A 25,551-nucleotide genomic window follows, 5' to 3' on the forward strand; every position below is an offset into this window, starting at 1 on the left:
TCTCTACCTAAGTCAAAAATGGACCAAACAACGCTGATCCCCGTAGCGCGCGATTATCTAGTAGCCCGCGGTACAACGCATCAGGGACAACGAAGTATTTGTAGCGAAACCGTACGTTTTTAGGCATTAAAGTCGTTTTTAAACCATTCATGTCTGTATGAGGAATGTCACAGGGCCATCATTGACCAAATGCACCTGCATATCCGCGCCAAAACGCCCTGAAGCCACCTTGCCATGCAATTGTTGCGCTTGTAACAACAAGTGATCAAAAAGCGCTGCCCCGAGGGCTGGAGGCGCCGCCGTGGAGAAGCTCGGCCGCAACCCGCTTTTGGTATCCGCCGCCAGAGTGAACTGCGAGACCAGCAGCAAACCGCCACCGACATCCTTCAACGACAGGTTCATCTTGCCTTCGTCGTCGCTGAACACCCGATAGTTAAGCAGCTTGTGCAACAGTTTGTCGGCGCTCTCTTGCGTATCTAAAGGTTCGACGGCCACCAGCACCAGCAAACCCTGATCAATCGCCCCTACAATTTCCCCCGCGACTTCGACCCGGGCGCCACTCACCCGTTGCAACAGGCCCTTCATGCTTCTTCTGGTGGCAGATCAAGCAGGCGCCGTGCCATCTCGCCGGTTGCGCGCACCAATGCATCGGTAATGCCGGGCTCGGACGCGGCATGTCCGGCTTCGCGAATCACTTGCAACTCACTGTTGGGCCACGCCTGGTGCAGGTCCCAGGCATTGTCCAGCGTGCAAATCATATCGTAGCGGCCATGGATGATTACGCCAGGCAGATGGGCGATCTTGTGCATGTCGCGAATCAGCTGGTTGGGCTCCAGGAAGGAGTTGTTGGTGAAGTAATGGCATTCGATACGCGCGATGGACAGCGCACGCTGCGGCTCGGAAAACCGTTCAACGTGCTGCGGGCTCGGGCACAGGCCCAACATGCGCCCTTCCCAGCCGGACCAGGCTTTGGCCGCGTGCATCTGGGCGATCTGGTCGTTGCCGGTCAGGCGTTTGTGGTAAGCGGCGACCATGTCGTGGCGCTCGTCGGCCGGGATCGGCGCGATGTAGTCCTGCCAGTAATCCGGAAACAGACGGCTGGCGCCCTCCTGGTAGAACCAGCGAATATCCTGCGGGCGCGCCAGGAAAATGCCACGCACGATCAGTCCATGCACGCGCTCGGGGTGGGTTTGCGCGTAGGCCAGCGCCAGGGTCGAGCCCCAGGAGCCGCCGAACAGCACCCATTTATCGATACCCAAGTGTTCACGGATACGCTCAAGGTCTGCGACCAGGTCCCACGTGGTGTTGTTTTCGAGGCTGGCGCGAGGCGTGGAGCGACCGCAACCGCGTTGGTCGAAGGTGACGATTCGGTACAGGTTTGGATCGAAGTAGCAGCGGCTTTGGGCGTCGCAACCCGAGCCAGGGCCACCATGGATAAATACGACGGGCAAGCCTTCGGGGGAGCCGCTTTCATCGACGTACAGCGTGTGGGTGTCATCGACTGCCAGATCGTGGCGGGCATAGGGTTTGATCTGCGGGTACCAAGTCTGCATTGCGCGCTCCGTAGGGTGTCGGGTCCATCCCTGGGGGGACGTCGATTATTCTTGCCGTCCGGCATCATAAACCCGAATTGTGCAATGAGCATGTCCTTGAGCAATTAGACGTGTTTCAGCCCTGTGGCGAGCGGGCTGTTGTGGCAGGCTCGCCACAACAGCCCTCACTTCATGGCTTATCAGCCGTAGCGCTTGCGCCCCCACGCCAGAAGGCTTTGCAGTAACTGCTTGAGCACCACGCGTGTCGGCTCGGCCAAGTCGGTGCGATAACGGAACGGCTCGAACTCTTCCATATAAGTGCTTTGGCACAACTCCAGCTGCACCGCGTGAATAGCCTGCGCCGGGTTGCCGTAGTGCCGGGTGATATGCCCGCCCTTGAAGCGCCCGTTGAGCACGTGGGTGTACTGCGGATGAGTGGCGCAGATGGCTTGCAACTGGCTGGCCAGTTCCGGGTCGCAGGCAGCGCCGTTGAAGGTACCGAGGTTGAAGTCCGGCAGCTTGCCGTCGAACAGGTGCGCGATCACTGAGCGAATCGAATGCGCGTCAAACAGCAGTGCGTAGCCAAACTCGGCCTTGAGCCGTGCCAGCTCGTCTTGCAGGGTGCGGTGGTAGGGCACCCAAATTTTCTCAAGGTAAGTAGCGCGCTCCTCCTTGGACGGCTCCAGCCCCTCACGGAACAACGGCACGCCCTCGAACAAGGTTGCCGGGTAAAGCCCGGTGGTGGCGCCGGCATACAAGGGTGTGTCGTCCGAGGGCCGGTTCAGGTCGATGACAAACCGCGAGTACTCGGCTGCCAACGTGCTGGCACCCAGCGCTTCGGCAAAGTCGTACAGCGTGGGGATATGCCAGTCGGTGTCCGGCAGGCTTTGCGCCGCGTCGATCAACCCGGCCTCAACCGCAGGCGTCAGGCGCAACCCTGCATGCGGCATGCTGATCAGCAGCGGCACGCGGCCTTGTTTGAAGCTCAGAACCTTATCCACAACACTCCTCCTTAAACAGTCACGTCGACGCCGTGGCGCACCACGCGTTTATCCAACTCGCCACCCAGCCAGTAGGCCAGGTCAGCGGGGCGATCAATTTGCCAGGCGACAAAATCGGCGACTTTGCCGACCTCCAGCGAACCATGCGTGTCGCCCATGCCCAACGCGCTGGCGGCGTGTTGCGTGGCACCGGCCAACGCCTCTTCCGGGGTCATGCGGAACAGCGTGCAGGCCATGTTCAGCATCAACCGCACCGACAACGCCGGCGAGGTGCCGGGGTTAAGGTCGCTGGCGATGGCGATTTTCACGCCGTGTTTGCGCAGAGCGTCCATCGGCGGCAACTGGGTTTCGCGCAGGAAGTAAAACGCGCCGGGCAGCAGCACGGCGACGGTGCCGGACGCCGCCATGGCGATGGCGTCCGCTTCGGTCATGAATTCCAAATGGTCGGCGGACAACGCGTGGTAGCGCGCGGCCAGGCTGGACCCGTGCAGTGACGAGAGTTGCTCGGCGTGCAACTTCACCGGCAGGCCAAGTTGCCGGGCGACTTTAAACACGCGTTCCACCTGCGCCGGGGAAAAGGCCAGGTATTCGCAAAAGGCGTCCACCGCGTCCACCAGCCCTTCTGCGGCGAGTGCTGGCAGCATCTCGTCGCAGATGTGATCGATGTAGTCGTCCGCGCGATCCTTGTACTCCGGCGGCAACGCGTGAGCCGCAAGGCAGGTGGCACGCACGCTGACCGGCAGCGCTTCGCCGAGGCGACGAATCACCCGCAGCAACTTGCGCTCGCTGGCAAGGTCGAGGCCATAGCCGGATTTGATCTCCACCGTGGTCACGCCGTCACGCAGCAAACTGCGCAAGCGTTTGTGGGCGCTGTCAAACAGCTGATCTTCGCTGGCTGCGCGGGTGGCGCGTACGGTGCTGGCAATGCCGCCACCCTGGGCGGCGATGTCGGCGTAGCTTGCGCCCTCAAGGCGCTGCTCGAATTCGCCGCTGCGATTGCCGCCGAACACGGTGTGGGTATGGCAGTCGATCAGCCCGGGGGTGACCCATGCGCCTTGCAGGTCATGCACCTGCGCATAATCGGCGGCCGGCAGCTCGCTACGCGGGCCGATCCATGCGATCAGCGAACCGTGCGTGACCAGCGCGGCGTCTTCGATGATCGAATACTTGCCGTCGGCCATGGTTGCGATGTGGCAGTGTTGCCAAAGCGTTTTCATCAACGCCTCCCTGAATTATCGATGAGACAAAGCTTTGCGGGCTCAGAGGCTCGGCAGCAGTTGCGCAGGCACCAGTTCATTCAGGCAGCGGCTGGCGAGCAGCTCGGTGGCGGCGATGATGTCGGGGGCGAAGAACCGGTCCTTGTCGTAGAACGCGACTTTGTCGCGCAAAATTTCGCGGGCTTTTTCCAGCGTCGGCGAGGTTTTCAAACCATTGCGCAGGTCCAGGCCCTGGCACGCGGCCAGCCATTCCACCGCCAACACACCACGGGTGTTCTCGGCCATTTCCCACAAACGTTTGCCCGCAGCGGGCGCCATCGACACGTGGTCTTCCTGGTTAGCCGAGGTTGGCAGGCTGTCGACGCTGTGCGGATGCGCCAGTGCTTTGTTTTCGCTGGCAAGCGCCGCAGCGGTCACTTGGGCGATCATGAAACCGGAGTTCACGCCGCCATTGCCGACCAGAAACGGCGGCAGTTGCGACATGTGCTTGTCCATCATCAGCGAGATACGCCGCTCACTCAGCGAACCGATTTCGGCAATGGCCAACGCCATGTTATCGGCGGCCATGGCCACCGGCTCGGCGTGGAAGTTGCCGCCGGAAATCACGTCACCTTCGGCGGCAAACACCAGCGGGTTATCCGACACGGCGTTGGCTTCCACCACCAGCACCTCGGCGGCCTGGCGGAACTGGGTCAGGCAGGCGCCCATGACTTGCGGCTGGCAACGCAGCGAGTACGGGTCTTGCACCTTGTCGCAGTTCTGGTGCGACTGCGACACCTGGCTGCTTTCACCCAGCAACGCGCGATAGGCCGCCGCCGAGTCGATCTGCCCACGCTGGCCACGCGCCGCGTGAATACGCGCGTCGAACGGCGAGCGCGAGCCCAGCACGGCCTCGACGGTCAGGGCACCACAGGCGAGTGCGCCGGCAAATAAGTCTTCACCTTCAAACAGGCCGCGCAACGCATAGGCGGTAGACACTTGGGTGCCGTTGAGCAGCGCCAGGCCTTCTTTGGCGGCGAGGGTCAGCGGCGTCAGGCCGGCGACTTTCAGCGCCTCGGTCGCCTCCAGCCATTCGCCCTTGTAGCGCGCTTTGCCTTCGCCCAGCAGCACCAGCGACATATGCGCCAGTGGCGCCAAATCGCCGGAGGCGCCGACCGAACCTTTCAGCGGAATGTGCGGGTACACCTCGGCATTGATCAGCGCGATCAGCGCGTCGATGACCTGCCGACGAATCCCCGAGAACCCACGGCTCAGGCTGTTGACCTTGAGCACCATGACCAACCGCACCAGCGCGTCGCTGATTGGCTCGCCGACACCGGCAGCATGCGACAGCACCAGGGAACGCTGAAGGTTTTGCAGGTCCGCACTGGCGATGCGGGTCGAGGCCAGCAGGCCGAAACCGGTATTGATGCCGTAGGCGGTGCGGTTCTCGGCGAGTATCTGCTCCACGCAGGCCACACTGGCGTCGATCTGCGCCGTGGCGCTGTCATCCAGGCTGAGGGTTACCGGCTGCTGGTAGATGGCCCGCAGTTGGGCAAGGCTCAGTTGGCCTGGAATCAGGTTTAGCGCAGTCACATTCATGCTCCTTGAAAATTATTGTTCAACGCAAATGAGGTAAAGCGGTGTCTTTAAGCAGCTTGGCGGCGCTCGCAATATCCGGCGCCAGCCAGCGGTCTTGCGCGTAAGCCGGTACGACCTCACGCAACAAACGCCAGGCCTTGTCGGTGCCCGCGCCGAAACGCTGGCCCTTGAGAAACTCGAACGCCTGGGCCGCCAGCAAATACTCGATGGCAAGAATTTGGGTGACGTTGGCCAACAGCTGATGCAGCTTGAGCGCGGCGTTGGTGCCCATGCTCAGGTGATCTTCCTGCAGGCCCGAGGTGACGAAGTTGTCGAGCACCGCCGGTTGCGCCAACTGGCGGTTTTGCCCGCACAAGGACGCGGCGACGTACTGCACGATCATCATCCCGGAGTTAACCCCGGGGTCGCTGACCAGAAAGGCCGGCAAGCCGCTGACGTGCGGGTTGATCAGGCGGTCGAGGCGGCGTTCGGCCACCGAGCCGATTTCGGCCATGGCGATGGCCATAAGGTCGGCGGCCAGCGCCACAGACTGCCCGTGCGGGTTGGCCTGTGAAACCACGCGGTAGTTGTGCGGCGTGCCGAGTACCAGCGGGTTGTCGGTGGCGCTGTTGAGTTCGGTCTCGACCTGGCGAGTCGCGTGTTGAATTTGGTCACGCGCTGCGCCGTGAATCTGCGGGATCGAGCGAATGCTCAAGGCATCCTGGGTACGCAGGCCTTTGCTGCTGGCGATCACCTCACTGCCGTCGAGCAAGGCACGCAGGTTGCTGCCGACGAGCTGCATGCCTGGATGGCGTTTGAGGGCGATGATTTCTTCGTCAAACGCGTCGATCTGCCCGCGCTGCGCTTCAAAACTCATGGCGCCGATCACGTCGGCCCATTGCAACAAATGCTGCGCGTCAGCCAGGGCCAGGCAGCTCAGGCCGGTCATGCATGGCGTGCCGTTGACCAGGCACAGGCCGTCTTTGGCGCCGAGCACCACCGGCTGCAAACCCTCGGCGTTCAGGGCGTGTTGTGCGCTGACGATTTGGCCGCGATAGCTCACCGTGCCAACACCGAGCAAGGCCACGCCCACGTGGGCCATGTGGGTCAAATAACCCACCGAACCCTGCGACGGCACCTGCGGCGTGATGCCGTGGTTGAGCAGCGCGAGCAACGCCTGCACCACCTGCGGGTGCAGGCCGGATTTGCCGTGGCTGTAGTTGATAATTGCGGCGCAAATGATCGCGCGGGTTTGCTCGTCGCTGAGCGTCGGGCCGACGCCACAGGCATGGCTCAGCAAAGTGTTGCGCGACAACTGGCTGAGTTGCTCACCTTTAAGCGACACATTGCACAGCGCGCCCAGCCCGGTGTTGACGCCATACGCACGTTCGCCGCTGGCGACGATGCGCTGCACGATGGCTTGGGCGTTGTCGATACGCGCCCAGGCCTGGCCTGAGAGTTCGAGTACGGCGCCAAAGCGTGCGACGGCGACCACGTCCTGCCAACGCAGCGGGGCGTCGGCGATGATGATTTTTGCTGCCTGGGACATCTTTGTACCTTCTTCAATTCTTGTGCAGCTTCACTGGCCTCTTCGGGAGCAAGTCGAAGCGTCGAACCGCCCCTCCCACAGGGGAAATGCATTCCAAATGTGGGAGCGGGCTTGCTCGCGAAAGGGCCAGCAGCCGCACCACACCTTTCGGATCAGACCACCGCCGCGCGCCGCTGAACAAAACGGTCCACATACTCATCCGCCGGCGAATGCAGGATCTCGCGAGGCGTGCCGACCTGTATCAGCTTGCCGTCCTTGAGGATTGCAATGCGGTTGCCGATGCGCACGGCCTCGTCGAGGTCGTGGGTGATGAATACGATGGTTTTGTGCAGGGTCTTTTGCAGCGCCAGCAACTGGTCCTGCATCTCGGCGCGGATCAACGGGTCGAGGGCGCTGAAGGCTTCATCCATCAGAATGATGTCGGTGTCAGCCGCCAGTGCGCGGGCCAGGCCGACACGTTGGCGCATGCCACCGGACAACTGATGCGGGTATTTGTTTTCGTAGCCCTTCAGGCCCACGGTTTCGACCCAGTGCAGGGCGCGCTCGGCGCACACCTGCTTGGTTTCGCCGCGCACTTTGAGGCCGTAGGCAACGTTGTCGAGCACGCTCTTGTGCGGCAACAAGCCAAAACTCTGGAACACCATGCTGATCTTGTGCCGACGAAATTGGCGCAGGGCGTCCATGTCGAGTTGCAGGATGTCTTCGCCGTCCACCAGGATCGCGCCACTGGTAGGGTCGATCAGGCGGTTGAAGTGGCGCACCAGCGTGGACTTACCCGAGCCCGACAGGCCCATGATCACAAAAATCTCGCCGGTAGCGATGCTCAGCGACAAGTCGTTCACGCCCACCACGCAACCGGTTTCGGCCAGCACCTGGTCTTTGCTCTTGCCCTGACCAATCAGCGCCAGGGCTTCTTTGGAGCGGTTACCGAAAATCTTGAAGACGTTTTTAACTTCAATTTTGCTGACGCTAGTCATTTGCTCGCCTCGTGCCGTGGACGACCATAGGCCTGGGTAATGCGGTCGATGACCACTGCAAGAATCACGATCGCCAGCCCGGCTTCCAGGCCTCGGCCGACGTTAAGGGTCTGAATGCCCACCAGTACATCCTCACCCAAGCCACGCGCGCCGATCATCGAGGCGATCACCACCATCGACAGCGCCATCATGGTGGTCTGGTTGATACCGGCCATGATGCTTGGCAATGCCAGCGGCAGTTGCACGCCGAACAGTTGCTGCCAGCGGTTGGCACCGAACGCGTTGATGGCTTCCATGACCTCGCCATCGACTTGGCGAATGCCCAAGTCGGTCAGGCGGATCAGCGGCGGCGCGGCGTAGATCACCGTGGCGAAAATCGCCGGCACCTTGCCCAGGCCGAACAGCATCAACACCGGAATCAGGTACACAAAGCTCGGCATGGTTTGCATGATGTCGAGCAGCGGCATCAACACCGAACGCAGGCGATTGCTGCGCGCCGACAAAATGCCCAGCGGAATGCCGATCAGCACCGAGATCACCGTGGCAACCATCATCAGCGCCAGGGTTTGCATCAGCTTGTCCCACAGGCCAACCGCGCCCACCAGGAACAGCAAGCCGACAATCACCGCCGTGGTCAGCACCTTGCGGGTGGCGTGCCAGGCAATGCCGCCGACGATGGCCAACATCAGCCACCAGGGCGCCGCGCGCAACAACCCTTCCAGGTTGACGATGGCCCATAGCAGGGTGTCGGAGATGTGCCGGAACACATCACCGTAGTTAGTGACCAGTGAGTCGACCCAACCGTTGACCCAGTCGGCGATGGAAAACGTAAAACTCTCAGGAAACATAGCGTGCTCTCGATCCAGTGGGTTGTGGCTGGGCGCCCGCTCGCCTGTTGAGGCGTGCGGGCGCACTTAACCTACAAGGCCGCGTCGATTTTTTTGGCTGCGTCTTCACTCACCCAGGCGTGCCAGACTTCAGGATGTTCCTTGAGGAAAATTTTCGCCAGTTTCGGCGACTCAATTCGTTCCTTGGCCATGCGGCCCAAGTTCTGGTTCAGCAGGTCGATGGGCAGGTTGACCTTTTCCAGCACGGCGACCAGTTCAGGCGCTTGCTCGTGGAAGGCTTTCGACAGGCCAACTTTGATGCTCACGCTTTTATCCACGCCGGGTTTTTCTTCCAGCTTGACCAGGTCGACCTGGCCCATCAGCGGGGTTGGCGACCAGTAATAGAACAGAATCGGCTCGCCGCGCTTGTAGCTCGACAGCACTGCCGCATCCAGCGCCGGGCCGGTGCCAGGGCGGAAGTTAGTGTAGGTGCTTTCGAGGCCATAGCTTTTGAGCATTTCGCTGTTGTCCAGCTCACAGGTCCAGCCGGCCGGGCAGTTGTAGAAACGGCCCTTGGACGGTTCTTCCTGGTCCTTGAACACGGCGGCATATTTGGCCAGGTCGGCGATGCTTTTCAGGCCCGGCGCCTTGGCTTCGAGTTTGCGTTTGGCATCGCCTTCGATCACGTAACGCGGCACGTACCAACCTTCAATGGCGCCCACAATCGGCGCACCCACGCCGACGACTTTGCCGGCCTTCTCGGCCTTGTTCCAGACTTCGCTGCGGCCGACCCATTCTTCGGCGAACACCTGAATGTCATTGCTGCTCAGGGCGTTTTCCATGGTGATGGAATTGCCCGGCAGGCTGTCGGTTTTGCAGTCGTAGCCCTTTTCGAGGACGGTTTGCAGGATGTCGGTGAGCAACATGCCGCTTTCCCAGTTCAGGCCTGCGAATTTCACCGGTTTACCGGATTCGCACCAGCCGGCCGCCTGCGCGCCAGCACTCGCCAACACGCTCACAGAGAACACTGTCGCCAGCAGGGTCTTAGTCATTTTCATTGTTGTGACGCTCCCAATCTTGAAATGGATTACGGCAGTCAGTAGGCGTCCTGCCCTGTCCACGTCCCATCAGGCTTGTGCAGTCAGCCCGTTATTTTTAGGGGTAGTTATGCGTGTAGCGCCCTGCTCTACCGGCAGGATCAGGTGTTCGGGGACTGCGCCGTGCCATTTTTTCGCACACAGGTAGTAAAGGGCGGCGGGCAGCACCAGGCCGATGATCCAGGAAATATCCACATCACCCAACGCGGCCACCAGCGGGCCGGTGTAGAACTTGGTGGAGATGAACGGCAATTGCACCAGCACACCAAACACGTAAACGCTGATACCGAGCGGGTTCCAGCGGCCGTAGCGACCGGTCGGATCGGCCAGCGCCGGTACGTCATAACGGTCGCGGGTGATGCAGTAGTAGTCCACCAGGTTGATCGCACTCCATGGCGTAAAAAACGCCAGCAGGAACAAGATGAAGGACTTGAATGCACCGAGGAACGAGTGCTGGCCGAGCAAGGCGATCAGGGTTGCAGCACCGACGATCACCAGCACGAACACCAGCCGCTGCATGCGCGTCACCTCCAGGCGACCGCGAAAGCCACTGATGATGGTCGCAATGCACATGAAGCTGCCGTAGGAGTTGAGCGTAGAGATAGTCACTTTGCCGAACGCGATGCTGAAGTACAGCAACGCAGCCGTCGCACCGGTGCCGCCCAAACCGACGATGTAGGCCACCTCGTGACCGGCGAACTGCCCGTTGGACATGGCGGCGGCAAACACGCCGAGGATCATCGCCACCTGCGCGCCAATCACCGAGCCCGCGCCAGCCGCCAGAAAGGTTTTCAGCGACGACGTGTTGCGCGGCAAGTAGCGTGAATAGTCGGCCACGTAAGGGCCGAAAGCGATTTGCCAGGAGGCCGCGAGCGACACTGCGAGCAAAAAACTGCTCCAACTGAAGTGGCGGATTTGCAGGAGTGCGCCCACGTCGGTCTGGCTGATCAGCCGACTGAACAGGTAAACAAAGGCGATCACGCCAATGACGCTGGCGACACGGCCGATGAAATGGATCACCCGGTAACCGAGCACCGTGACCAGCACGATGACACTGGCGAAGATCAGGATGCCAACGCTGTCGCTGACGCCAAACAACTGGCCCAGCGCCTGGCCGGAAAGCACCGTGCCGGTTGCGGTGAACCCCAGGTACATCAAACACACCAGCACAATCGGGATGGCCGCGCCATACACGCCGAACTGCACGCGGCTGGAAATCATCTGCGGCAGCCCGAGCTTTGGCCCTTGCGCCGCATGCAACGCCATGACGCCGCCGCCGAGCAATTGACCGATCAGCAGGCCGATCAACGACCAGAACACATCACCGCCCAACACCACGGCCAACGCACCGGTGACGATGGCGGTGATCTGCAGGTTGGCACCCAGCCACAGGGTGAACTGGCTGAAGAGACGGCCGTGGCGTTCCGATTCCGGGATGTAGTCGATCGAACGCCGCTCGATCAACGGGGTGGTGCTTGCACGCGCGTCATTTGCAGCCATGGGTGTTCAACCTCTGATGGATTGTTTTCTGGGTGGCGCTGGCTTACTTGATCATCGGCAGGTTCAAGCCCTGCTCTTTGGCGCAGTCGATGGCGATCTGGTAACCGGCGTCTGCGTGGCGCATCACGCCGGTGGCCGGGTCGTTGTGCAGCACGCGGGCAATACGCTCGGCCGCCTCATCGGTGCCGTCGCACACAATCACCATGCCCGAATGCTGGGAGAAGCCCATGCCCACGCCGCCGCCATGGTGCAGCGAAACCCAGGTCGCGCCGCTCGCGGTGTTGAGCAAGGCGTTAAGCAGTGGCCAATCGGACACGGCGTCGGAGCCGTCTTGCATGGATTCGGTTTCGCGGTTGGGGCTTGCAACCGAGCCGGAGTCGAGGTGGTCACGGCCAATGACGACCGGCGCCGACAACTCGCCGCTGCGGACCATTTCGTTGAACGCCAGGCCCAACTTGGCGCGCTGGCCGAGGCCAACCCAGCAGATACGCGCCGGCAGGCCCTGGAAGCTGATGCGCTCGCGGGCCATGTCCAGCCAGTTGTGCAGGTGGGCGTCGTCGGGGATCAGCTCTTTGACTTTGGCGTCGGTCTTGTAGATGTCCTGCGGGTCGCCCGACAGTGCAGCCCAGCGGAACGGGCCGATGCCACGGCAGAACAGCGGGCGGATGTACGCCGGTACAAAACCGGGGAAGTCGAAGGCGTTTTCGACGCCTTCTTCTTGCGCCATCTGGCGAATGTTGTTGCCGTAGTCGAAGGTCGGAATGCCCTGTTTTTGGAACTCGAGCATCGCTTTCACGTGCACGGCCATCGACTGTTTGGCGGCCTTGATCACGGCTGCCGGTTCGGTCTTGGCGCGGGCGCGGTATTCGTCCCACGTCCAGCCAGCCGGCAGGTAACCATTGAGCGGGTCGTGGGCGCTGGTCTGGTCGGTGACCATGTCGGGGCGCACGCCGCGCTTGACCAGTTCCGGCAGAATTTCAGCCGCGTTGCCCAGCAGGGCGATGGAGATGGCCTTGCCTTCTTGGGTGTATTTGGCGATGCGCGCCAAGGCGTCGTCGAGGTCGGTGGCTTGCTCGTCGACATAACGGCTGGCCAGGCGGAAATCGATGCTGACCTGTTGGCATTCAATGTTCAGCGAGCAGGCGCCCGCCAGGGTAGCGGCCAACGGCTGCGCGCCGCCCATGCCGCCGAGCCCGGCGGTGAGTACCCAACGGCCCTTGAGGTTCGAATCGTAGTGCTGGCGCCCGGCTTCGACGAAGGTTTCATAGGTGCCCTGGACGATGCCTTGGCTGCCGATGTAGATCCAGCTGCCGGCGGTCATCTGGCCGTACATGGCCAGGCCCTTGGCGTCCAGTTCGTTGAAGTGTTCCCAACTGGCCCAGTGCGGCACCAGGTTGGAGTTGGCGATCAATACGCGCGGCGCATTGCTGTGGGTCTTGAACACGCCGACCGGCTTGCCGGATTGCACCAGCAGGGTTTCGTCGTCATTCAGGTGGGTAAGGCTCTCGACGATTTGGTCGTAGCACTCCCAGTTACGCGCTGCACGGCCGATACCGCCGTACACCACCAGTTCTTTCGGGTTCTCGGCCACTTGTGGGTCGAGGTTGTTCATCAGCATGCGCAGCGGTGCTTCAGTCAGCCAGCTTTTGGCGGTGAGCTTGTTACCGCGGGCTGCGCGGATTTCGACGTCACGGTATTTAGTAGGCTTAGCGGAAAAATCGGTCACAGCTGGACTCCTCGGCACGATGCGCGAACATGGAGGGTGCGAAAGGGAGTCTTACGCACACACCTTTACTTGTACATACAAGCATATGCAATCGAGCGGCCAACTTTCTGAGTGGGTTGTGGAGATTTTTTTGTGAGGCATGCAAAAGCCTTGAAAATTAAGGCTTCGGGGCGGGATTAAATTTGTTTGGGGGGAGGTTCGCAGCGCAGGCGGGTTGTTATGACAGCGAGCGTTTGCGCCACGCTGGGGCATTCGGTAACAAATTGGTGCACAGGGTTGGAAACAAAATTTTGTGAAAATCACAGATCAATTGTGGGAGGGGGCTTGCTCCCGATGGCGGTGTGTCAGTGCCAGATGTACTGGCTGACACACCGCCATCGGGAGCAAGCCCCCTCCCACAGGTTTCCACAGTTTCCACAGTTTCCACAGTTTCCACAGTTTCCACAGTTTGCAGAGTTTGCAGAGTTGCCAGAGCTTGCAGCGTTTTAACCGCGTGCAGTCAGTTCGATCACGCAGCAGCGGCCGGTGACGGCGAGATCCAGCAGGCCAGTGTTACCGTCCACTTGCAGGCAGTCGTGATGGCCGAGCTTTTGGTCGAGCACTTTCACCTCATCCGCCACGCTGAACACCAACACCGTGTGCGCGGTGCTGAAAAACCGCTGCACGCCGTCAATCCACTGCAGGCGCGCATGGTAGCGCTCAGGCGAATAAATCAGGTTGAAGTCGCGGATCGGCCCGGTGATCAAGCGGCACGACACTTCGCTCTCACCCTTGAACGCAAACGGCTGCAGCGTTAACAAGCCGCGCTGCTCCTCGCCGTCCACCGTCAGCACCATGCCGGCGCCTTTGATCACGGTGATCACGCGCTGGTAACCTTCGAAGGTCGAAAAGCCGCCTGACTCGGCAATGTCGGCAATCGACAAGCGCCAGCCAAAACCCTCCAGGCCGGTGCCTGCGTCACGCGTGATTTCTTCGGTGCTGCCGCCGCCGTTTTTCCACGGCATGCGAATGTAATCGGCGGCGCGCCAGACTTTCACTTCACTCATTTACTGAAACGTCCTTCCAGGCTATGACGGGAACCGGGGTGGATCAAACGCGCGGCGGTCACCGGCTGGCGACCCGACCAGGTGCGTCTGCGAATCAACAGGCATGGCTCGCTGGGCTCGATCTGCAACAGTTTGCACTCAGCGGCATCGGCGAGGATCGCTTCAACCACGTGCTCGCCTTCGGTCAGCGGCGCCACTTGGTTCAAATACGCGTAAGGGGTTTGCTGCGTGAAATCCTGCTGCAGGTATTCCGGCGCGACCAGTGCGTTGACGAACCGGTCTTCGATTTGCACCGGAATATCGTTTTCAAAATGCACGATCAGCGAGTGGAACACCCGCCCGCCTTCGCGCATTTCCAGGGCGACGGCGCGCTCGGAACCGGCGGCCTCTTCGCCCAAGGTGATGACTTGGCAGGTGTGCCGATGACCGCGGGAGGCGATCTCATCGGCAATGTTGTGCACTTCAAACAGCGCCGATTGGCTCTTGGGCTCGGCGACGAAAGTGCCGACGCCTTGCATGCGCACCAGCAACCCTTCGGCGGTGAGCTCACGCAGCGCGCGGTTGATGGTCATGCGGCTGAAGCCCAATTGGCTGACCAGTTCGCTCTCTGACGGCACGCGGTAATGCGGCGGCCAATTGCCGTTGAGGATCTGCTGGCTGATCATTTGTTTGACGCGGGCATACAAGGGCGCCGGACTTTCGTCCATGTGGGCAGCCAGCGAAGACTTGGCAGGCGGAGTCGGCACAGGGAATCCTTGCAGGGGGAAAAGATGCATAGATTGCCGGAGTTTACCGAGCAGGCAAACGTCTGTATATGTATATACAAATAAACACACGACCGGGGTGCCTTGATCATGTCCGCTTTCTTTGCCGAACGCGCGCTGCTGCCTAGTGGATGGGCCAACGATGTACGCTTTGAAGTCAGCGCCGATGGCCTGCTGACACACGTTGAGCCGAATGCCAGTGCAGAACACGCCGAACGGCTGAGAGGCCCGGTGTTGGCAGGTATGCCCAACCTGCATTCGCATGCATTTCAGCGTGCCATGGCCGGCTTGGCAGAAGTGGCAGGCAACCCGAATGACAGTTTCTGGACCTGGCGCGACTTGATGTACCGCATGGTCGGCAAGATCAGCCCGGACCAATTGCAGATCATCGCGCGGCAGCTTTACATCGAAATGCTCAAGGCCGGTTATACCTCCGTGGCTGAGTTTCACTACGTGCACCACGGTGCCGGCGGCCAACCGTATGCCGATCGCGTCGAGCTGTCGCGGCAGATCAGCCAGGCGGCGGCGAGCAGCGGGATTGGCCTGACGCTGCTGCCAGTGCTGTACACCCACGCAGGCTTTGGTGGCCAGGCGCCGAACGAAGGCCAGCGACGCTTTATCAATAGCACCGAGGATTACCTCGACCTGCAAGCGCGCCTGAAACCGATTCTGGCCGCGCAACCGGCGCAGCAATCAGGCCTGTGTTTTCACTCGCTGCGCGCGGTCACGCCGCTGCAAATCCATGAAGTCCTGGCCGCCAGCGACAAGGCTTGCCCGGTGCATATTCATATTGCCGAGCAGCAAAAAGAAGTCGACGACTGCCTGGCCTGGAGCGGCAAACGCCCGCTGCAATGGCTGTATGACAACGTTGAAGTCGATGAGCGCTGGTGCCTGGTGCACGCCACTCACGCCGATGCTGACGAGGTCACGCGCATGGCCAACAGCCGCGCGATTGCCGGCTTGTGCCTGACCACTGAGGCCAACCTGGGCGACGGGATTTTCCCGGCGGTGGATTTTCTTGCCCAAGGCGGGCGCATGGGCATTGGCTCCGACAGCCATGTGTCGCTGAGTGTGGTGGAAGAATTGCGCTGGCTCGAATATGGCCAGCGCCTGCGCGATCAGCGGCGTAATCGCGTGTATCGCAGTGATCAGCCGATGGTCGGCCGCACGCTGTTCGATGCTGCACTGGACGGCGGCGCGCAGGCGCTGGGCCAGCCAATTGGCCGTCTGGAAGTGGGCAAGCGCGCAGACTGGTTGGTACTCGACGGCAACGACCCGTACCTGGCGACCGCGACTGAAGACGCAATTCTCAATCGCTGGCTGTTTGCCGGTGGCGATCGGCAAGTGCGTGATGTACTGGTGAACGGCAAGTGGGTGGTGCGCGATGGGCATCATGCTGGCGAGGAAGAGAGCAGCCGCGCATTCACGCAAGTCTTGAGAGACCTGCTCGGCTAACAGGCGACACCTGACAAATGTGGGAGCTGGCTTGCCAGCTCCCACATTAGATCAATGGCCTTCTCGGGTTACTGCGAGGTTTTGGCCATCTGTTTGTCCGAGGTACGCCAGATCAATCGCGTGGTGTCATACCCTTGTTGGCGCGCCCTGCTCAGCAGGTCTTCGCGGGTGTCGGTATTCACCGTCGGGGTGCGCGACAAGATCCACATGTAGCGTCGGCTCGGGCTGCCTACGATGGCGGTTTTGTAGTCATCGCTGACGTACAGCACCCAGTAATCGCCCTTGGCAACACCCGGCAGCAGCGCGGTAAACCAATTATTGAATTCGACCCAGAGCTTGTCGGTCTTGCCAGGCACTTGCGGCGTGGCCGTGCCCTTGGCTTCTTCCCACTTCCACTCGCTGGTGAGGCAGCGGTTGAACACCGACATATCGCCATCAGGCAGCAAGGTGTAGCGGGCTTCGGACTGCGCGCAGTTGCGCTGGAAGTACATCGGCAATCGCGCCAATTCGTACCAGGTGCCCTGGTAACGCTTGAGATTGACGTTGTTGGCTGTTTTGGGTTGCAGATCATCGCCAGAATGACTGGCGCAGCCCGCCAAAAACAGGCTGGCACAAAGGCATAAAACAAAACGCATCATTCTTCTTCTCCCGCAGGCTCGCGCCCCGGTTTACTTCAGGCCTTGCCCGGAAAACATCAGAACCTTGTCACCGGCATATTGAACGCTGATAAAGCTTTCTTTATCGCCCCAGGTGCAGCTGGACATGCCCAGCGCGCCGGAACAATCGGTTGGCGTGCCCAGCAACGACTCCACCTCAGCCTTGGCCATGCCCGCCGACAACTTCGCGTAATTTTCTTGGTTAACCTTGCTGCAAGCGGCCAAAAGCACGCAAAAAGTCAGCAAGGCGAGACGGCGTAACGACATGGAAAAACTCCTGGAGGGACAACGCAGCTGGGGTATCTGCCAGAAGCTTAGAAGGGAAAAGCGGGGTCTGGTTCCCGGTGCGCGAAAACAAAAAAGCCCCGCAAACGCTGAAACGTTTCGGGGCTTGTTGCCGTTCAAAACCTCACGTCTTGAACGTAGCGAGGGAGCAAGCTCCCTCACCGCACTTACTTTTTGTGGTAACCGGTCACACGCTCAACTTCTTCCTTGGAGCCCAGGAACACCGCTACGCGCTGGTGCAGGCCTTCAGGCTGGATGTCGAGGATGCGCTGGTGGCCGTCGGTGGACGCACCGCCCGCCTGCTCAACCAGGAACGACATCGGGTTGGCTTCGTACATCAGGCGCAGTTTGCCCGGCTTGGCAGGCTCACGGCTGTCACGTGGGTACATGAACAGGCCGCCACGGGTCAGGATGCGGTGCACGTCGGCAACCATCGCGGCCACCCAGCGCATGTTGAAGTTCTTCTTCAACGGGCCTTCTTCGCCTTCCATCAACTCGTTCACGTAGCGCTTTACCGGTTCTTCCCAGTGGCGCTGGTTGGACATGTTGATCGCGAATTCCTGCGTGGAGGCAGGAATGGTGATGTCTTCGTGGGTCAGCACAAAGCTGCCCATTTCGCGGTCCAGGGTGAAACCTTTGACGCCATCGCCCAGGGTCAGCACCAGCATGGTTTGCGGGCCGTAGATCGCGTAACCGGCGGCAACTTGCTCGGTGCCTGGCTGCAAAAAGGCGTTTTCGTTAAGGGCTTCGTTTTGGCTCAGGTATTCGTTCGGGCAACGCAGTACCGAGAAGATCGTGCCGACCGGTGCGTTGATGTCGATGTTGGACGAGCCGTCCAGTGGGTCGAACACCAACAGGTAGGCGCCTTTCGGGTACTTGCCCGGGATCTGGTAGGCATTGTCCATTTCTTCGGACGCCATGCCGGCCAGGTGACCGCCCCATTCGTTGGCTTCAAGCAGGATCTCGTTAGAGATCACGTCGAGTTTCTTCTGCACTTCGCCTTGCACGTTTTCAGTGCCCATGCTGCCCAGGACACCGCCCAGCGCGCCTTTGGATACGGCGTGGCTGATTTCCTTGCAAGCACGCGCCACCACTTCGATAAGGAAGCGCAGATCGGCAGGCGTGTTGTTGCTGCGGGTCTGCTCGATCAAATAGCGACTCAGGGTAACGCGGGACATGGAAGGCTCCGGACGACAATGGGGGGCTTGAAAACCCGGGCAGTTTAGCGCGAGTCGAGGGTTATTTCCTCTAATCAGAGGAATTAACGCCAATAGAGTTCATGGCTTGCGCCTAAACAATGTGCAAGGGGGCTTGCTCCCGATGGCGGTGCGTCAGTCGACTTATTCGTCAACTGACAGACCGGCATCGGGAGCAAGCCCCCTCCCACAATTGCTACCGCCGGGTTTAGTCGAGGGCTTTCCAGATCTCCGTGGCGTACTCGCGGATGGTGCGGTCGGACGAGAACCAGCCCATGCGCGCGGTATTCAGCACAGCCGAACGCCACCACGCCTTGGAGTCATGCCAATGCGCCTCGACGCGCGCCTGGGCGTCCCAGTAGGCATCGAAGTCGGCACACACCAGAAAGCGGTCGTAGTCGATCAGCCCGTCGATCAAGCCGACATAACGGCCTGGGTCATCCGGCGAGAACACCCCGCCACGGATCGCTTGCAGCACATCGTTCAAACGATGCGAAGCCGCGATGTCCGGCCCGGCGTTGAACTCACCGGCGTGCTTGCGGGCTTCGACTTGCTGCGCGCTGAGGCCGAAGATGAACATGTGATCGGCGCCTACGCGCTCGTGCATCTCCACGTTGGCGCCGTCCATGGTGCCGATGGTCAGCGCGCCGTTGAGGCCGAACTTCATGTTGCTGGTGCCCGAGGCTTCAAAGCCGGCGGTAGAGATCTGCTCCGAAAGGTCCGCCGCCGGAATAATGCTCTCCGCCAGGCTGACGTTGTAGTTGGGCAGGAACACCACTTTGAGCAAACCGCGCACGGTCGGGTCGTTATTGACGGTGCGCGCAATGTCATTGGTCAACTTGATGATCAACTTGGCCTGGTGATAACTCGCGGCAGCCTTGCCCGCGAAGATCTTCACGCGCGGCACCCAATCGGTGCCCGGCTCGGCACGAATCGCCTGGTAGAGCGCCACGGTGTGCAGCAGGTTGAGCAACTGGCGTTTGTATTCGTGAATGCGCTTGACCTGCACATCGAACATCGCCGCCGGGTTGACCGAAATGCCCAGGCGCTCGTGGATGATCTCGGCCAGTGCGCGCTTGCTGTGCAGGCGCTGATCGGCGAAGGCTTTGCGGAAGGTTTGCTTCTCGGCGAAGGTTTCCAACTCCGTCAGGCGGGTTTCCATGGTGTCGAGAATATCCGGCCCCAACGCTTCGACCAGCATCGACGTCAGCTTCGGGTTGGCCTGGTACAGCCAGCGGCGGAAGGTGATGCCGTTGGTTTTGTTGTTGATGCGATCCGGGTAGAGCTTGTGCAGTTCGGAGAACACCGTGTTGCGCATTAACTGGGTGTGCAAACCCGATACGCCATTCACGCTGTGCGAGCCGAGGAACGCCAGGTTGCCCATGCGCACGCGGCGGCCGTTGTCTTCTTCGATCAGCGACACGGCGCGCAGTACGTCGAAATCGTGAACGCCCTTGGCGCGCAGCGAATCGATGTGCTGCGCGTTGATCAGGTAGATGATCTGCATGTGCCGCGGCAGCATGCGCTCCATCAAGCCAACCGGCCAGGTTTCCAGCGCCTCGGGCAGCAGCGTGTGGTTGGTGTACGAAAGCGTCTCGACGGTCACGTCCCACGCGGCTTCCCACGGAATATCGTGCAGGTCGACCAGTTGACGCATCAACTCGGCCACGGCAATCGATGGGTGCGTGTCGTTAAGCTGGATCGCGGCGTGTTCGCCCAGGCTCAGCACCGAGCCGTGCATGTTCTTGTGGCGGCGCAGCAAGTCCTGGAGTGAGGCAGAGACGAAGAAATATTCCTGGCGCAGGCGCAATTCCTGCCCCGCCTCGGTGCTGTCGGCCGGGTACAGCACGCGCGAGATGCTTTCTGCACGGGCCACTTCGGCGACGGCGCCCAAGTGGTCACCGGCGTTAAAGCGCTCCAGGTGCAGGTCTTCCACGGCACGTGCACGCCACAGGCGCAGGGTGTTGACGCTGGCACCGCGCCAGCCGACCACCGGGGTGTCGTAGGCCACTGCGCGTACGGTTTCGTTCGGCGTCCATACCTGAATCATCTTGCCGGAGGCGTCCGGCAGGGTTTCGACACTGCCGCCAAAGCCGATCGGGTAAATCACTTCGGCCCGTTCGAACTCCCATGGGTTACCAAAATCCAGCCAGCGTTCGGTTTGTTCCTGCTGCCAGCCATCAACAATCGCCTGGCGGAACAGGCCGTGCTCATAGCGAATGCCATAACCGTGGCCGGCAATGCCCAAGGTCGACATGCTTTCCATAAAACACGCCGCCAAACGGCCCAGGCCACCGTTGCCGAGCGCCGCGTCGGGCTCCAGCAGGCGGATGCGCTCCAGGTCGACGCCCAGCTCGGACAGCGCTTCGCGAGCGATCTCCAGCACGCCGAGGTTGCTCAGGCTGTCGTAGAGCAAACGGCCGATCAGAAATTCCAGGGAAAGGTAGTAAACCCGCTTCTGGCCTTTGCGATAGATCCGCCGTGTGTGGTCCATCCAGTGGTCGACCATCTGGTCGCGGGCGGCCAGTGCAATGGCTTCGAACCAGTCATGGTCGAAGGCGTGGTCGGGGTCTTTACCCACCGCGTAAGTGAGTTTGGTCAAGACAGCATCGCGAAATGCGGCTACCTCTGCTTCTCGTGCTAGCGGTTCCTGAGACATCGATGCGACCTCGGGCGAGATTGAAAGAGTTGCTAAAGCCTAGTCGGTCTGACAGACGGCAGGGGCTCTGGTTCGGCAGTTTTTTAACTCATTCACCGTTGTCGGAATTTGATGCAGGGGTCGTGCCTGATCGGCCGCCGTCTCAACCTTTGAGCTGAAACCTGTAAAATGTTGTTCAAAAAATCACCAATCCCGGTATGATCGCGCGCCCGGATACAGCCCCACCTTGGAACCCTGATGAAGCCTCAACTGATCGCCGCCGCGGAACTCGACCGTCTCGAGACATGGCAGAAATATTCCGCCCACATGTGCGGTGGCTGCGTGTCCAGCTGCTGCACGCTGCCGGTCGAAGTGAAGATCAAGGACCTGATCCGCATTGGCATTGTCGATGAATTCGAGCTCGGCGACCCGCCGAAGAACATCGCCAAGCGGTTGCAGAAAGAAGGCATCGTGGAGCGCTTCAATTCCAAATCCGAGATTTTTACCCTGCAGCGCATGAGCAACAACGATTGCCTGTACCTGGATCGTAAGACGCGCTTCTGCACTATTTATGACAAGCGCCCGGATACTTGCCGCAACCACCCGAAAATCGGGCCACGGCCAGGGTATTGCGCTTACAAGCCGAAAGAAGTGGTGCGCGAAACCACGTTCAAGACCCTCGACAAGTTCTGATCCAAATTTTGTGGGGCTCTAACTGGCCCTATCGGGAGCAAGCCCCCTCCCACATTTGAATGCATTCCAAAGTTGGAACTCGGTCAAATGTGGGAGCGGGCTTGCTCCCGATGAGGCCAGCACAATCACTGCACATTCTGCAGGCATAAAAAAACGCCCCCGGCCTTTCGACCGGGGGCGTTTTTATTCAGCCTGAGCTAACTCAGTTCTTGGCTTTCTTGGCAGCGCGGGTACGCTCGCCTTCGTCCAGGATCTTCTTGCGCAGGCGGATCGACTTAGGCGTAACTTCGCACAGCTCGTCGTCCTGGATGAATTCCAGAGCTTGTTCCAGGGTGAACTTCACCGGTGGAACCAGAGCGATGGTTTCGTCTTTGCCCGAAGCACGCATGTTGTCGAGCTTCTTGCCTTTGGTTGGGTTAACGCCCATGTCGTTGTCGCGGCTGTTCAAGCCAACGATCTGACCGTTGTAGATCTCTTGACCGTGTTCAACGAACAGCTTGCCACGCGCCTGCAGGGTTTCCAGGGAGTAGGTCAGCGCCTTGCCGGTTTCTACCGATACCAGAACACCGTTTTGACGGCCGGACATGTCGCCGGACTTCATGGTGTCGTAGCGATCGAAGATCGAGGTCAGGATGCCGGCGCCGTTGGTCAGGGTCAGGAACTGGTTACGGAAACCGATCAGACCACGTGCAGGGATGTTGTATTCCAGACGCACACGGCCTTTGCCATCCGGCACCATGTTGGTCAGGTCGCCCTTACGCAGGCCCATCTCTTCCATGACCTTGCCCTGGGATTCTTCAGGGGTGTCGATGGTGACGTTTTCAAACGGTTCCTGCTTCACGCCGTCAACTTGACGGATGATCACTTCTGGACGACCAACGCCCATTTCGAAGCCTTCGCGACGCATGGTTTCGATCAGTACCGAGAGGTGCAGCTCACCACGGCCGGAAACCTTGAACTTGTCAGCCGAGTCGCCTTCTTCAACGCGCAGTGCAACGTTGTACAGCAGCTCTTTGTCCAGACGCTCACGGATGTTACGCGAGGTTACGAACTTGCCGTCTTTACCGCAGAAAGGCGAGTCGTTTACCTGGAAGGTCATCGAAACGGTTGGCTCGTCAACGGTCAACGGCTTCATCGCTTCAACGGTGTCCGGGTGGCACAGGGTGTCGGAGATGTTCAGCAGGTCGAAGCCGCTGATGCACACGATGTCGCCTGCAGCTGCTTCTTCAACGTCTACACGGTGCAGACCGTGGTGACCCATCAGCTTCAGGATACGACCGTTACGCTTCTTGCCATCAGCACCGATCGCTACAACCGGGGTGTTTGGCTTGATGCTGCCACGAGCGATACGGCCAACGCCGATAACACCCAGGAAGCTGTTGTAGTCGAGTGCCGAGATTTGCATCTGGAACGGGCCGTCACGGTCAACAGCCGGCGCAGGTACGTTGTCGACGATCGACTGGTACAGCGGGGTCATGTCGTCAGCCATGTCGTTGTGGTCCAGACCGGCAATACCGTTCAGGGCCGAGGCGTAGACGACTTTGAAGTCCAGCTGTTCTTCGGTAGCACCGAGGTTGTCGAACAGGTCAAAGATCTGGTCCAGAACCCAGTCCGGACGCGCGCCTGGACGGTCAACCTTGTTGATGCAGACGATTGGACGCAGGCCGGCTTCGAAAGCCTTCTTGGTCACAAAACGGGTTTGCGGCATAGGGCCGTCTTGAGCGTCAACCAGCAGCAGAACGGAGTCAACCATCGACATTACACGTTCAACTTCGCCGCCGAAGTCGGCGTGGCCCGGGGTGTCCACGATGTTGATGTGGTAGCCGTTCCAGTTGATAGCGGTGTTTTTAGCCAGGATGGTAATACCGCGCTCTTTTTCCTGGTCGTTGGAGTCCATCACGCGCTCGTCGTTGAGCTCGTTGCGCTCCAGGGTGCCGGATTGACGCAAGAGTTTGTCTACCAGGGTGGTTTTACCATGGTCAACGTGAGCAATGATGGCGATGTTACGTAGATTTTCGATCACTTGTGTATCTCGATCAGAGGATTCGGTGTGCTGACAGGTCGTGGCAGCGATTAACAGTAGAGTCAGGCCTTGCCGTTACAGCTTGACGGCAGAGTCGGGGGGCCGGTGACGCAGGCCACAGGCAAACAGCCCCGGGCTCTTAGCTCGGTCGATAAACGCGCACATTGGCATGCCCCTCACTGAGCAAATGGTGGGCATGCAGGCGACTCATCACGCCTTTGTCGCAATACAGCAGGTACTGACGGCTGTTATCCAGTTCCTTGAAACGCGCGTTCAGTGCGTAGAACGGCAGCGCTTGCACGTCGATGCCAGCGATTTCCAGCGGCTCATCTTCAGCGGCATCCGGGTGACGGATATCGACGACGATTTGACCGGCCAGGGCTTCGCTGACTTCTTCGATCTGTACATCCTGGCCCAATTCGTCGATTACGCGGTCGATTGGCACCATTTTGGCGTTCTCAAGCGCACGCTCGAGAATCGCCATGTCGAACTGTTGTTCTTCGTACTCCACGCGGTTGCGCTTGGCGTGGGTCTTGGGGTTCACCGAGATGACCCCGCAATATTCAGGCATGTGCTTGGCAAAATCTGCCGTGCCGATTTCTTCGGCCAGGTCGATGATGTCCTGCTTGTGACTGGCGATCAGCGGGCGCAATACCAGCTTCTCGGTCACGCAGTCGATCAGCGACAGGTTGGGCAGCGTCTGGCTGGCCACCTGGGAAATCGCTTCACCGGTTACCAGTGCGTCAATCTGCAACTGATCGGCGATCTTCGACGCAGCGCGCAACATCATACGCTTCAATACTACGCCCATATGACTGTTATCGACTTTTGCGAGAATTTCGCCGAGTACTTCCTCGAACGGCACGCTCACAAATAGCACGCGCTGGGAGCTGCCGTACTTCTTCCAGATAAAGTGCGCGACTTCCATCACGCCCAATTCGTGTGCACGCCCGCCCAGATTAAAGAAGCAGAAATGGCTCATCAGCCCGCGGCGCATGATCTGGTAAGCCGCGACCGTGGAATCGAAACCGCCGGACATCAATACCAGGGTCTGTTCCAGGGCGCCCAGCGGGTAGCCACCGATGCTGTTGTGCTGGCTGTGGATCACAAACAACCGTTGGTCGCGAATTTCCATGCGCACTTCAATTTGCGGTGCTTTCAGGGAAATTCCGGCGGCGCCGCACTCGCGACGCAGCTTGCTGCCGACGTATTTTTCGACGTCCATGGAGCTGAATGGGTGCTTGCCGGCACGCTTGCAACGCACCGAAAAAATCTTCCCCTCAAGCTCATTGCCGAAGTGCTGTTTGCACTTTTCGGTGATGTCGTCAAAGTCGCCCAGCGGGTACTCGTCGACCTGCAGGAAATGCGCGATGCCCGGCATGCAGCTCAGGCGCTCGGTCATGTCCTTCAAGGCTTTGGCATCGGTCAGGCGGGTTTCCAGTTCGAGATTGTCCCACACACCGTTCACCACCACAGCCGGGTCCAGATCGCGGAGCACGGCACGGATGTTCTTGGCCAACTGACGGATGAAACGCATCCGTACCGGCCGGCTCTTGATGGTGATTTCGGGGAAGACTTTAACGATTAATTTCATGGAAACAGCGCGCGCAGAGCCTGCCGAAAAAGGGGGGCGCGGATTATAGCGGAAATCGCTCAAGGTTTGACCAGTTAATATGCATCACAACTATCGCGCACCAAAACGGATCACTCGCGCACATTAACGCTGCATTGCAGTGCGCCATTTGCTGTAATTTTACGAATTGCACCGTTATAGGGGCTAATTTGAGGCAAAAAGGCCATGTTGGCGCA

21 protein-coding genes are annotated in these 25,551 nt (G+C 60.0%); 2 read left to right on the top strand and 19 right to left on the bottom strand.

The annotated features are described in order from the left end of the window. Positions 1 to 147: 147 nt before the first annotated feature. The 13 genes from dtd to hutC form a co-directional block, all read right to left on the bottom strand. Positions 148 to 585, bottom strand: coding sequence for a D-aminoacyl-tRNA deacylase (gene dtd, locus ACOZK9_RS17365; protein WP_152745935.1), 438 nt, complete (start codon positions 583 to 585; stop codon positions 148 to 150). Further along, positions 582 to 1,553 carry a prolyl aminopeptidase gene (gene pip / locus ACOZK9_RS17370; RefSeq protein ID WP_058411849.1) on the bottom strand — a complete coding sequence of 324 codons (972 nt, stop codon included), beginning with the start codon at positions 1,551 to 1,553 and terminating at the stop codon, positions 582 to 584. The genes dtd and pip overlap by 4 nt, the downstream gene beginning before the upstream one ends. Positions 1,554 to 1,732: 179 nt before the next feature. Further along, positions 1,733 to 2,533, bottom strand: a complete 801-nt coding sequence (hutG, locus tag ACOZK9_RS17375) for an N-formylglutamate deformylase (RefSeq protein ID WP_122251972.1) — start codon at positions 2,531 to 2,533, stop codon at positions 1,733 to 1,735. 11 nt (positions 2,534 to 2,544) lie between these two features. Further along, positions 2,545 to 3,750: an imidazolonepropionase gene (gene hutI, locus ACOZK9_RS17380; RefSeq protein ID WP_058411851.1), complete on the bottom strand. Its 1,206-nt coding sequence runs from the start codon at positions 3,748 to 3,750 to the stop codon at positions 2,545 to 2,547. Between the two features lie 42 nt (positions 3,751 to 3,792). Continuing rightward, complete coding sequence (gene hutH / locus ACOZK9_RS17385; protein ID WP_421556257.1) at positions 3,793 to 5,331, bottom strand: histidine ammonia-lyase; 1,539 nt, start codon at positions 5,329 to 5,331, stop codon at positions 3,793 to 3,795. A 19-nt stretch (positions 5,332 to 5,350) separates the two neighbouring features. Continuing rightward, positions 5,351 to 6,859: an HAL/PAL/TAL family ammonia-lyase gene (locus ACOZK9_RS17390; protein ID WP_152748918.1), complete on the bottom strand. Its 1,509-nt coding sequence runs from the start codon at positions 6,857 to 6,859 to the stop codon at positions 5,351 to 5,353. Between the two features lie 152 nt (positions 6,860 to 7,011). Further along, entirely contained in the window at positions 7,012 to 7,836 is an 825-nt protein-coding gene (locus tag ACOZK9_RS17395) for a quaternary amine ABC transporter ATP-binding protein (protein WP_122251975.1), read from the bottom strand. Further along, positions 7,833 to 8,684 (bottom strand): ABC transporter permease, encoded by an 852-nt coding sequence (locus ACOZK9_RS17400; RefSeq protein WP_058411854.1) that lies wholly within the window; start codon positions 8,682 to 8,684, stop codon positions 7,833 to 7,835. The genes ACOZK9_RS17395 and ACOZK9_RS17400 overlap by 4 nt, the downstream gene beginning before the upstream one ends. A gap of 71 nt (positions 8,685 to 8,755) precedes the next feature. Next, positions 8,756 to 9,721: an ABC transporter substrate-binding protein gene (locus tag ACOZK9_RS17405; protein ID WP_122251976.1), complete on the bottom strand. Its 966-nt coding sequence runs from the start codon at positions 9,719 to 9,721 to the stop codon at positions 8,756 to 8,758. 69 nt (positions 9,722 to 9,790) lie between these two features. Then, positions 9,791 to 11,260, bottom strand: a complete 1,470-nt coding sequence (locus ACOZK9_RS17410) for a purine-cytosine permease family protein (RefSeq protein WP_152748917.1) — start codon at positions 11,258 to 11,260, stop codon at positions 9,791 to 9,793. A 43-nt stretch (positions 11,261 to 11,303) separates the two neighbouring features. Then, the gene (gene hutU / locus ACOZK9_RS17415) at positions 11,304 to 12,986 is read right to left on the bottom strand and encodes a urocanate hydratase (protein WP_099240941.1); all 1,683 of its coding nucleotides are present in this window, start codon (positions 12,984 to 12,986) and stop codon (positions 11,304 to 11,306) included. Between the two features lie 485 nt (positions 12,987 to 13,471). Then, positions 13,472 to 14,032, bottom strand: a complete 561-nt coding sequence (locus ACOZK9_RS17420; RefSeq protein ID WP_152748916.1) for a HutD/Ves family protein — start codon at positions 14,030 to 14,032, stop codon at positions 13,472 to 13,474. After that, positions 14,029 to 14,739: a histidine utilization repressor gene (gene hutC, locus ACOZK9_RS17425; RefSeq protein ID WP_173668614.1), complete on the bottom strand. Its 711-nt coding sequence runs from the start codon at positions 14,737 to 14,739 to the stop codon at positions 14,029 to 14,031. Before hutC ends, ACOZK9_RS17420 begins: the two co-directional genes overlap by 4 nt. Positions 14,740 to 14,886: 147 nt before the next feature. Here hutC and ACOZK9_RS17430 point away from each other — a divergent pair, with 147 nt between their 5' ends. Then, positions 14,887 to 16,251 carry a formimidoylglutamate deiminase gene (locus ACOZK9_RS17430; protein ID WP_421556258.1) on the top strand — a complete coding sequence of 455 codons (1,365 nt, stop codon included), beginning with the start codon at positions 14,887 to 14,889 and terminating at the stop codon, positions 16,249 to 16,251. A 68-nt stretch (positions 16,252 to 16,319) separates the two neighbouring features. On the opposite strand, the gene ACOZK9_RS17435 is transcribed toward ACOZK9_RS17430, so the two are convergent. From ACOZK9_RS17435 to ACOZK9_RS17450, 4 genes are all read right to left on the bottom strand, one after another. After that, positions 16,320 to 16,889, bottom strand: coding sequence for a lipocalin family protein (locus ACOZK9_RS17435; protein ID WP_058413158.1), 570 nt, complete (start codon positions 16,887 to 16,889; stop codon positions 16,320 to 16,322). Positions 16,890 to 16,919: 30 nt separating this feature from the next. Continuing rightward, the gene (locus ACOZK9_RS17440) at positions 16,920 to 17,174 is read right to left on the bottom strand and encodes a hypothetical protein (protein ID WP_058413157.1); all 255 of its coding nucleotides are present in this window, start codon (positions 17,172 to 17,174) and stop codon (positions 16,920 to 16,922) included. Between the two features lie 185 nt (positions 17,175 to 17,359). After that, the gene (locus tag ACOZK9_RS17445) at positions 17,360 to 18,370 is read right to left on the bottom strand and encodes a class 1 fructose-bisphosphatase (protein ID WP_099240949.1); all 1,011 of its coding nucleotides are present in this window, start codon (positions 18,368 to 18,370) and stop codon (positions 17,360 to 17,362) included. Positions 18,371 to 18,596: 226 nt separating this feature from the next. Next, positions 18,597 to 21,047: a glycogen/starch/alpha-glucan phosphorylase gene (locus ACOZK9_RS17450; protein ID WP_058413155.1), complete on the bottom strand. Its 2,451-nt coding sequence runs from the start codon at positions 21,045 to 21,047 to the stop codon at positions 18,597 to 18,599. Positions 21,048 to 21,284: 237 nt separating this feature from the next. Here ACOZK9_RS17450 and ACOZK9_RS17455 point away from each other — a divergent pair, with 237 nt between their 5' ends. After that, a complete protein-coding gene (locus ACOZK9_RS17455; RefSeq protein ID WP_058413154.1) occupies positions 21,285 to 21,719 on the top strand; it encodes a YkgJ family cysteine cluster protein in 435 nt (144 codons plus the stop codon). A gap of 202 nt (positions 21,720 to 21,921) precedes the next feature. Here ACOZK9_RS17455 and typA read toward each other — a convergent pair whose 3' ends face one another. Further along, complete coding sequence (gene typA, locus ACOZK9_RS17460) at positions 21,922 to 23,742, bottom strand: translational GTPase TypA (RefSeq protein ID WP_058413153.1); 1,821 nt, start codon at positions 23,740 to 23,742, stop codon at positions 21,922 to 21,924. Between the two features lie 139 nt (positions 23,743 to 23,881). After that, positions 23,882 to 25,336 (bottom strand): tRNA uracil 4-sulfurtransferase ThiI, encoded by a 1,455-nt coding sequence (gene thiI / locus ACOZK9_RS17465; protein WP_058413152.1) that lies wholly within the window; start codon positions 25,334 to 25,336, stop codon positions 23,882 to 23,884. Between the last annotated feature and the right edge of the window lie 215 nt (positions 25,337 to 25,551).

This window comes from Pseudomonas kitaguniensis, from assembly GCF_049199985.1.
Classification (GTDB): domain Bacteria; phylum Pseudomonadota; class Gammaproteobacteria; order Pseudomonadales; family Pseudomonadaceae; genus Aquipseudomonas; species Aquipseudomonas kitaguniensis.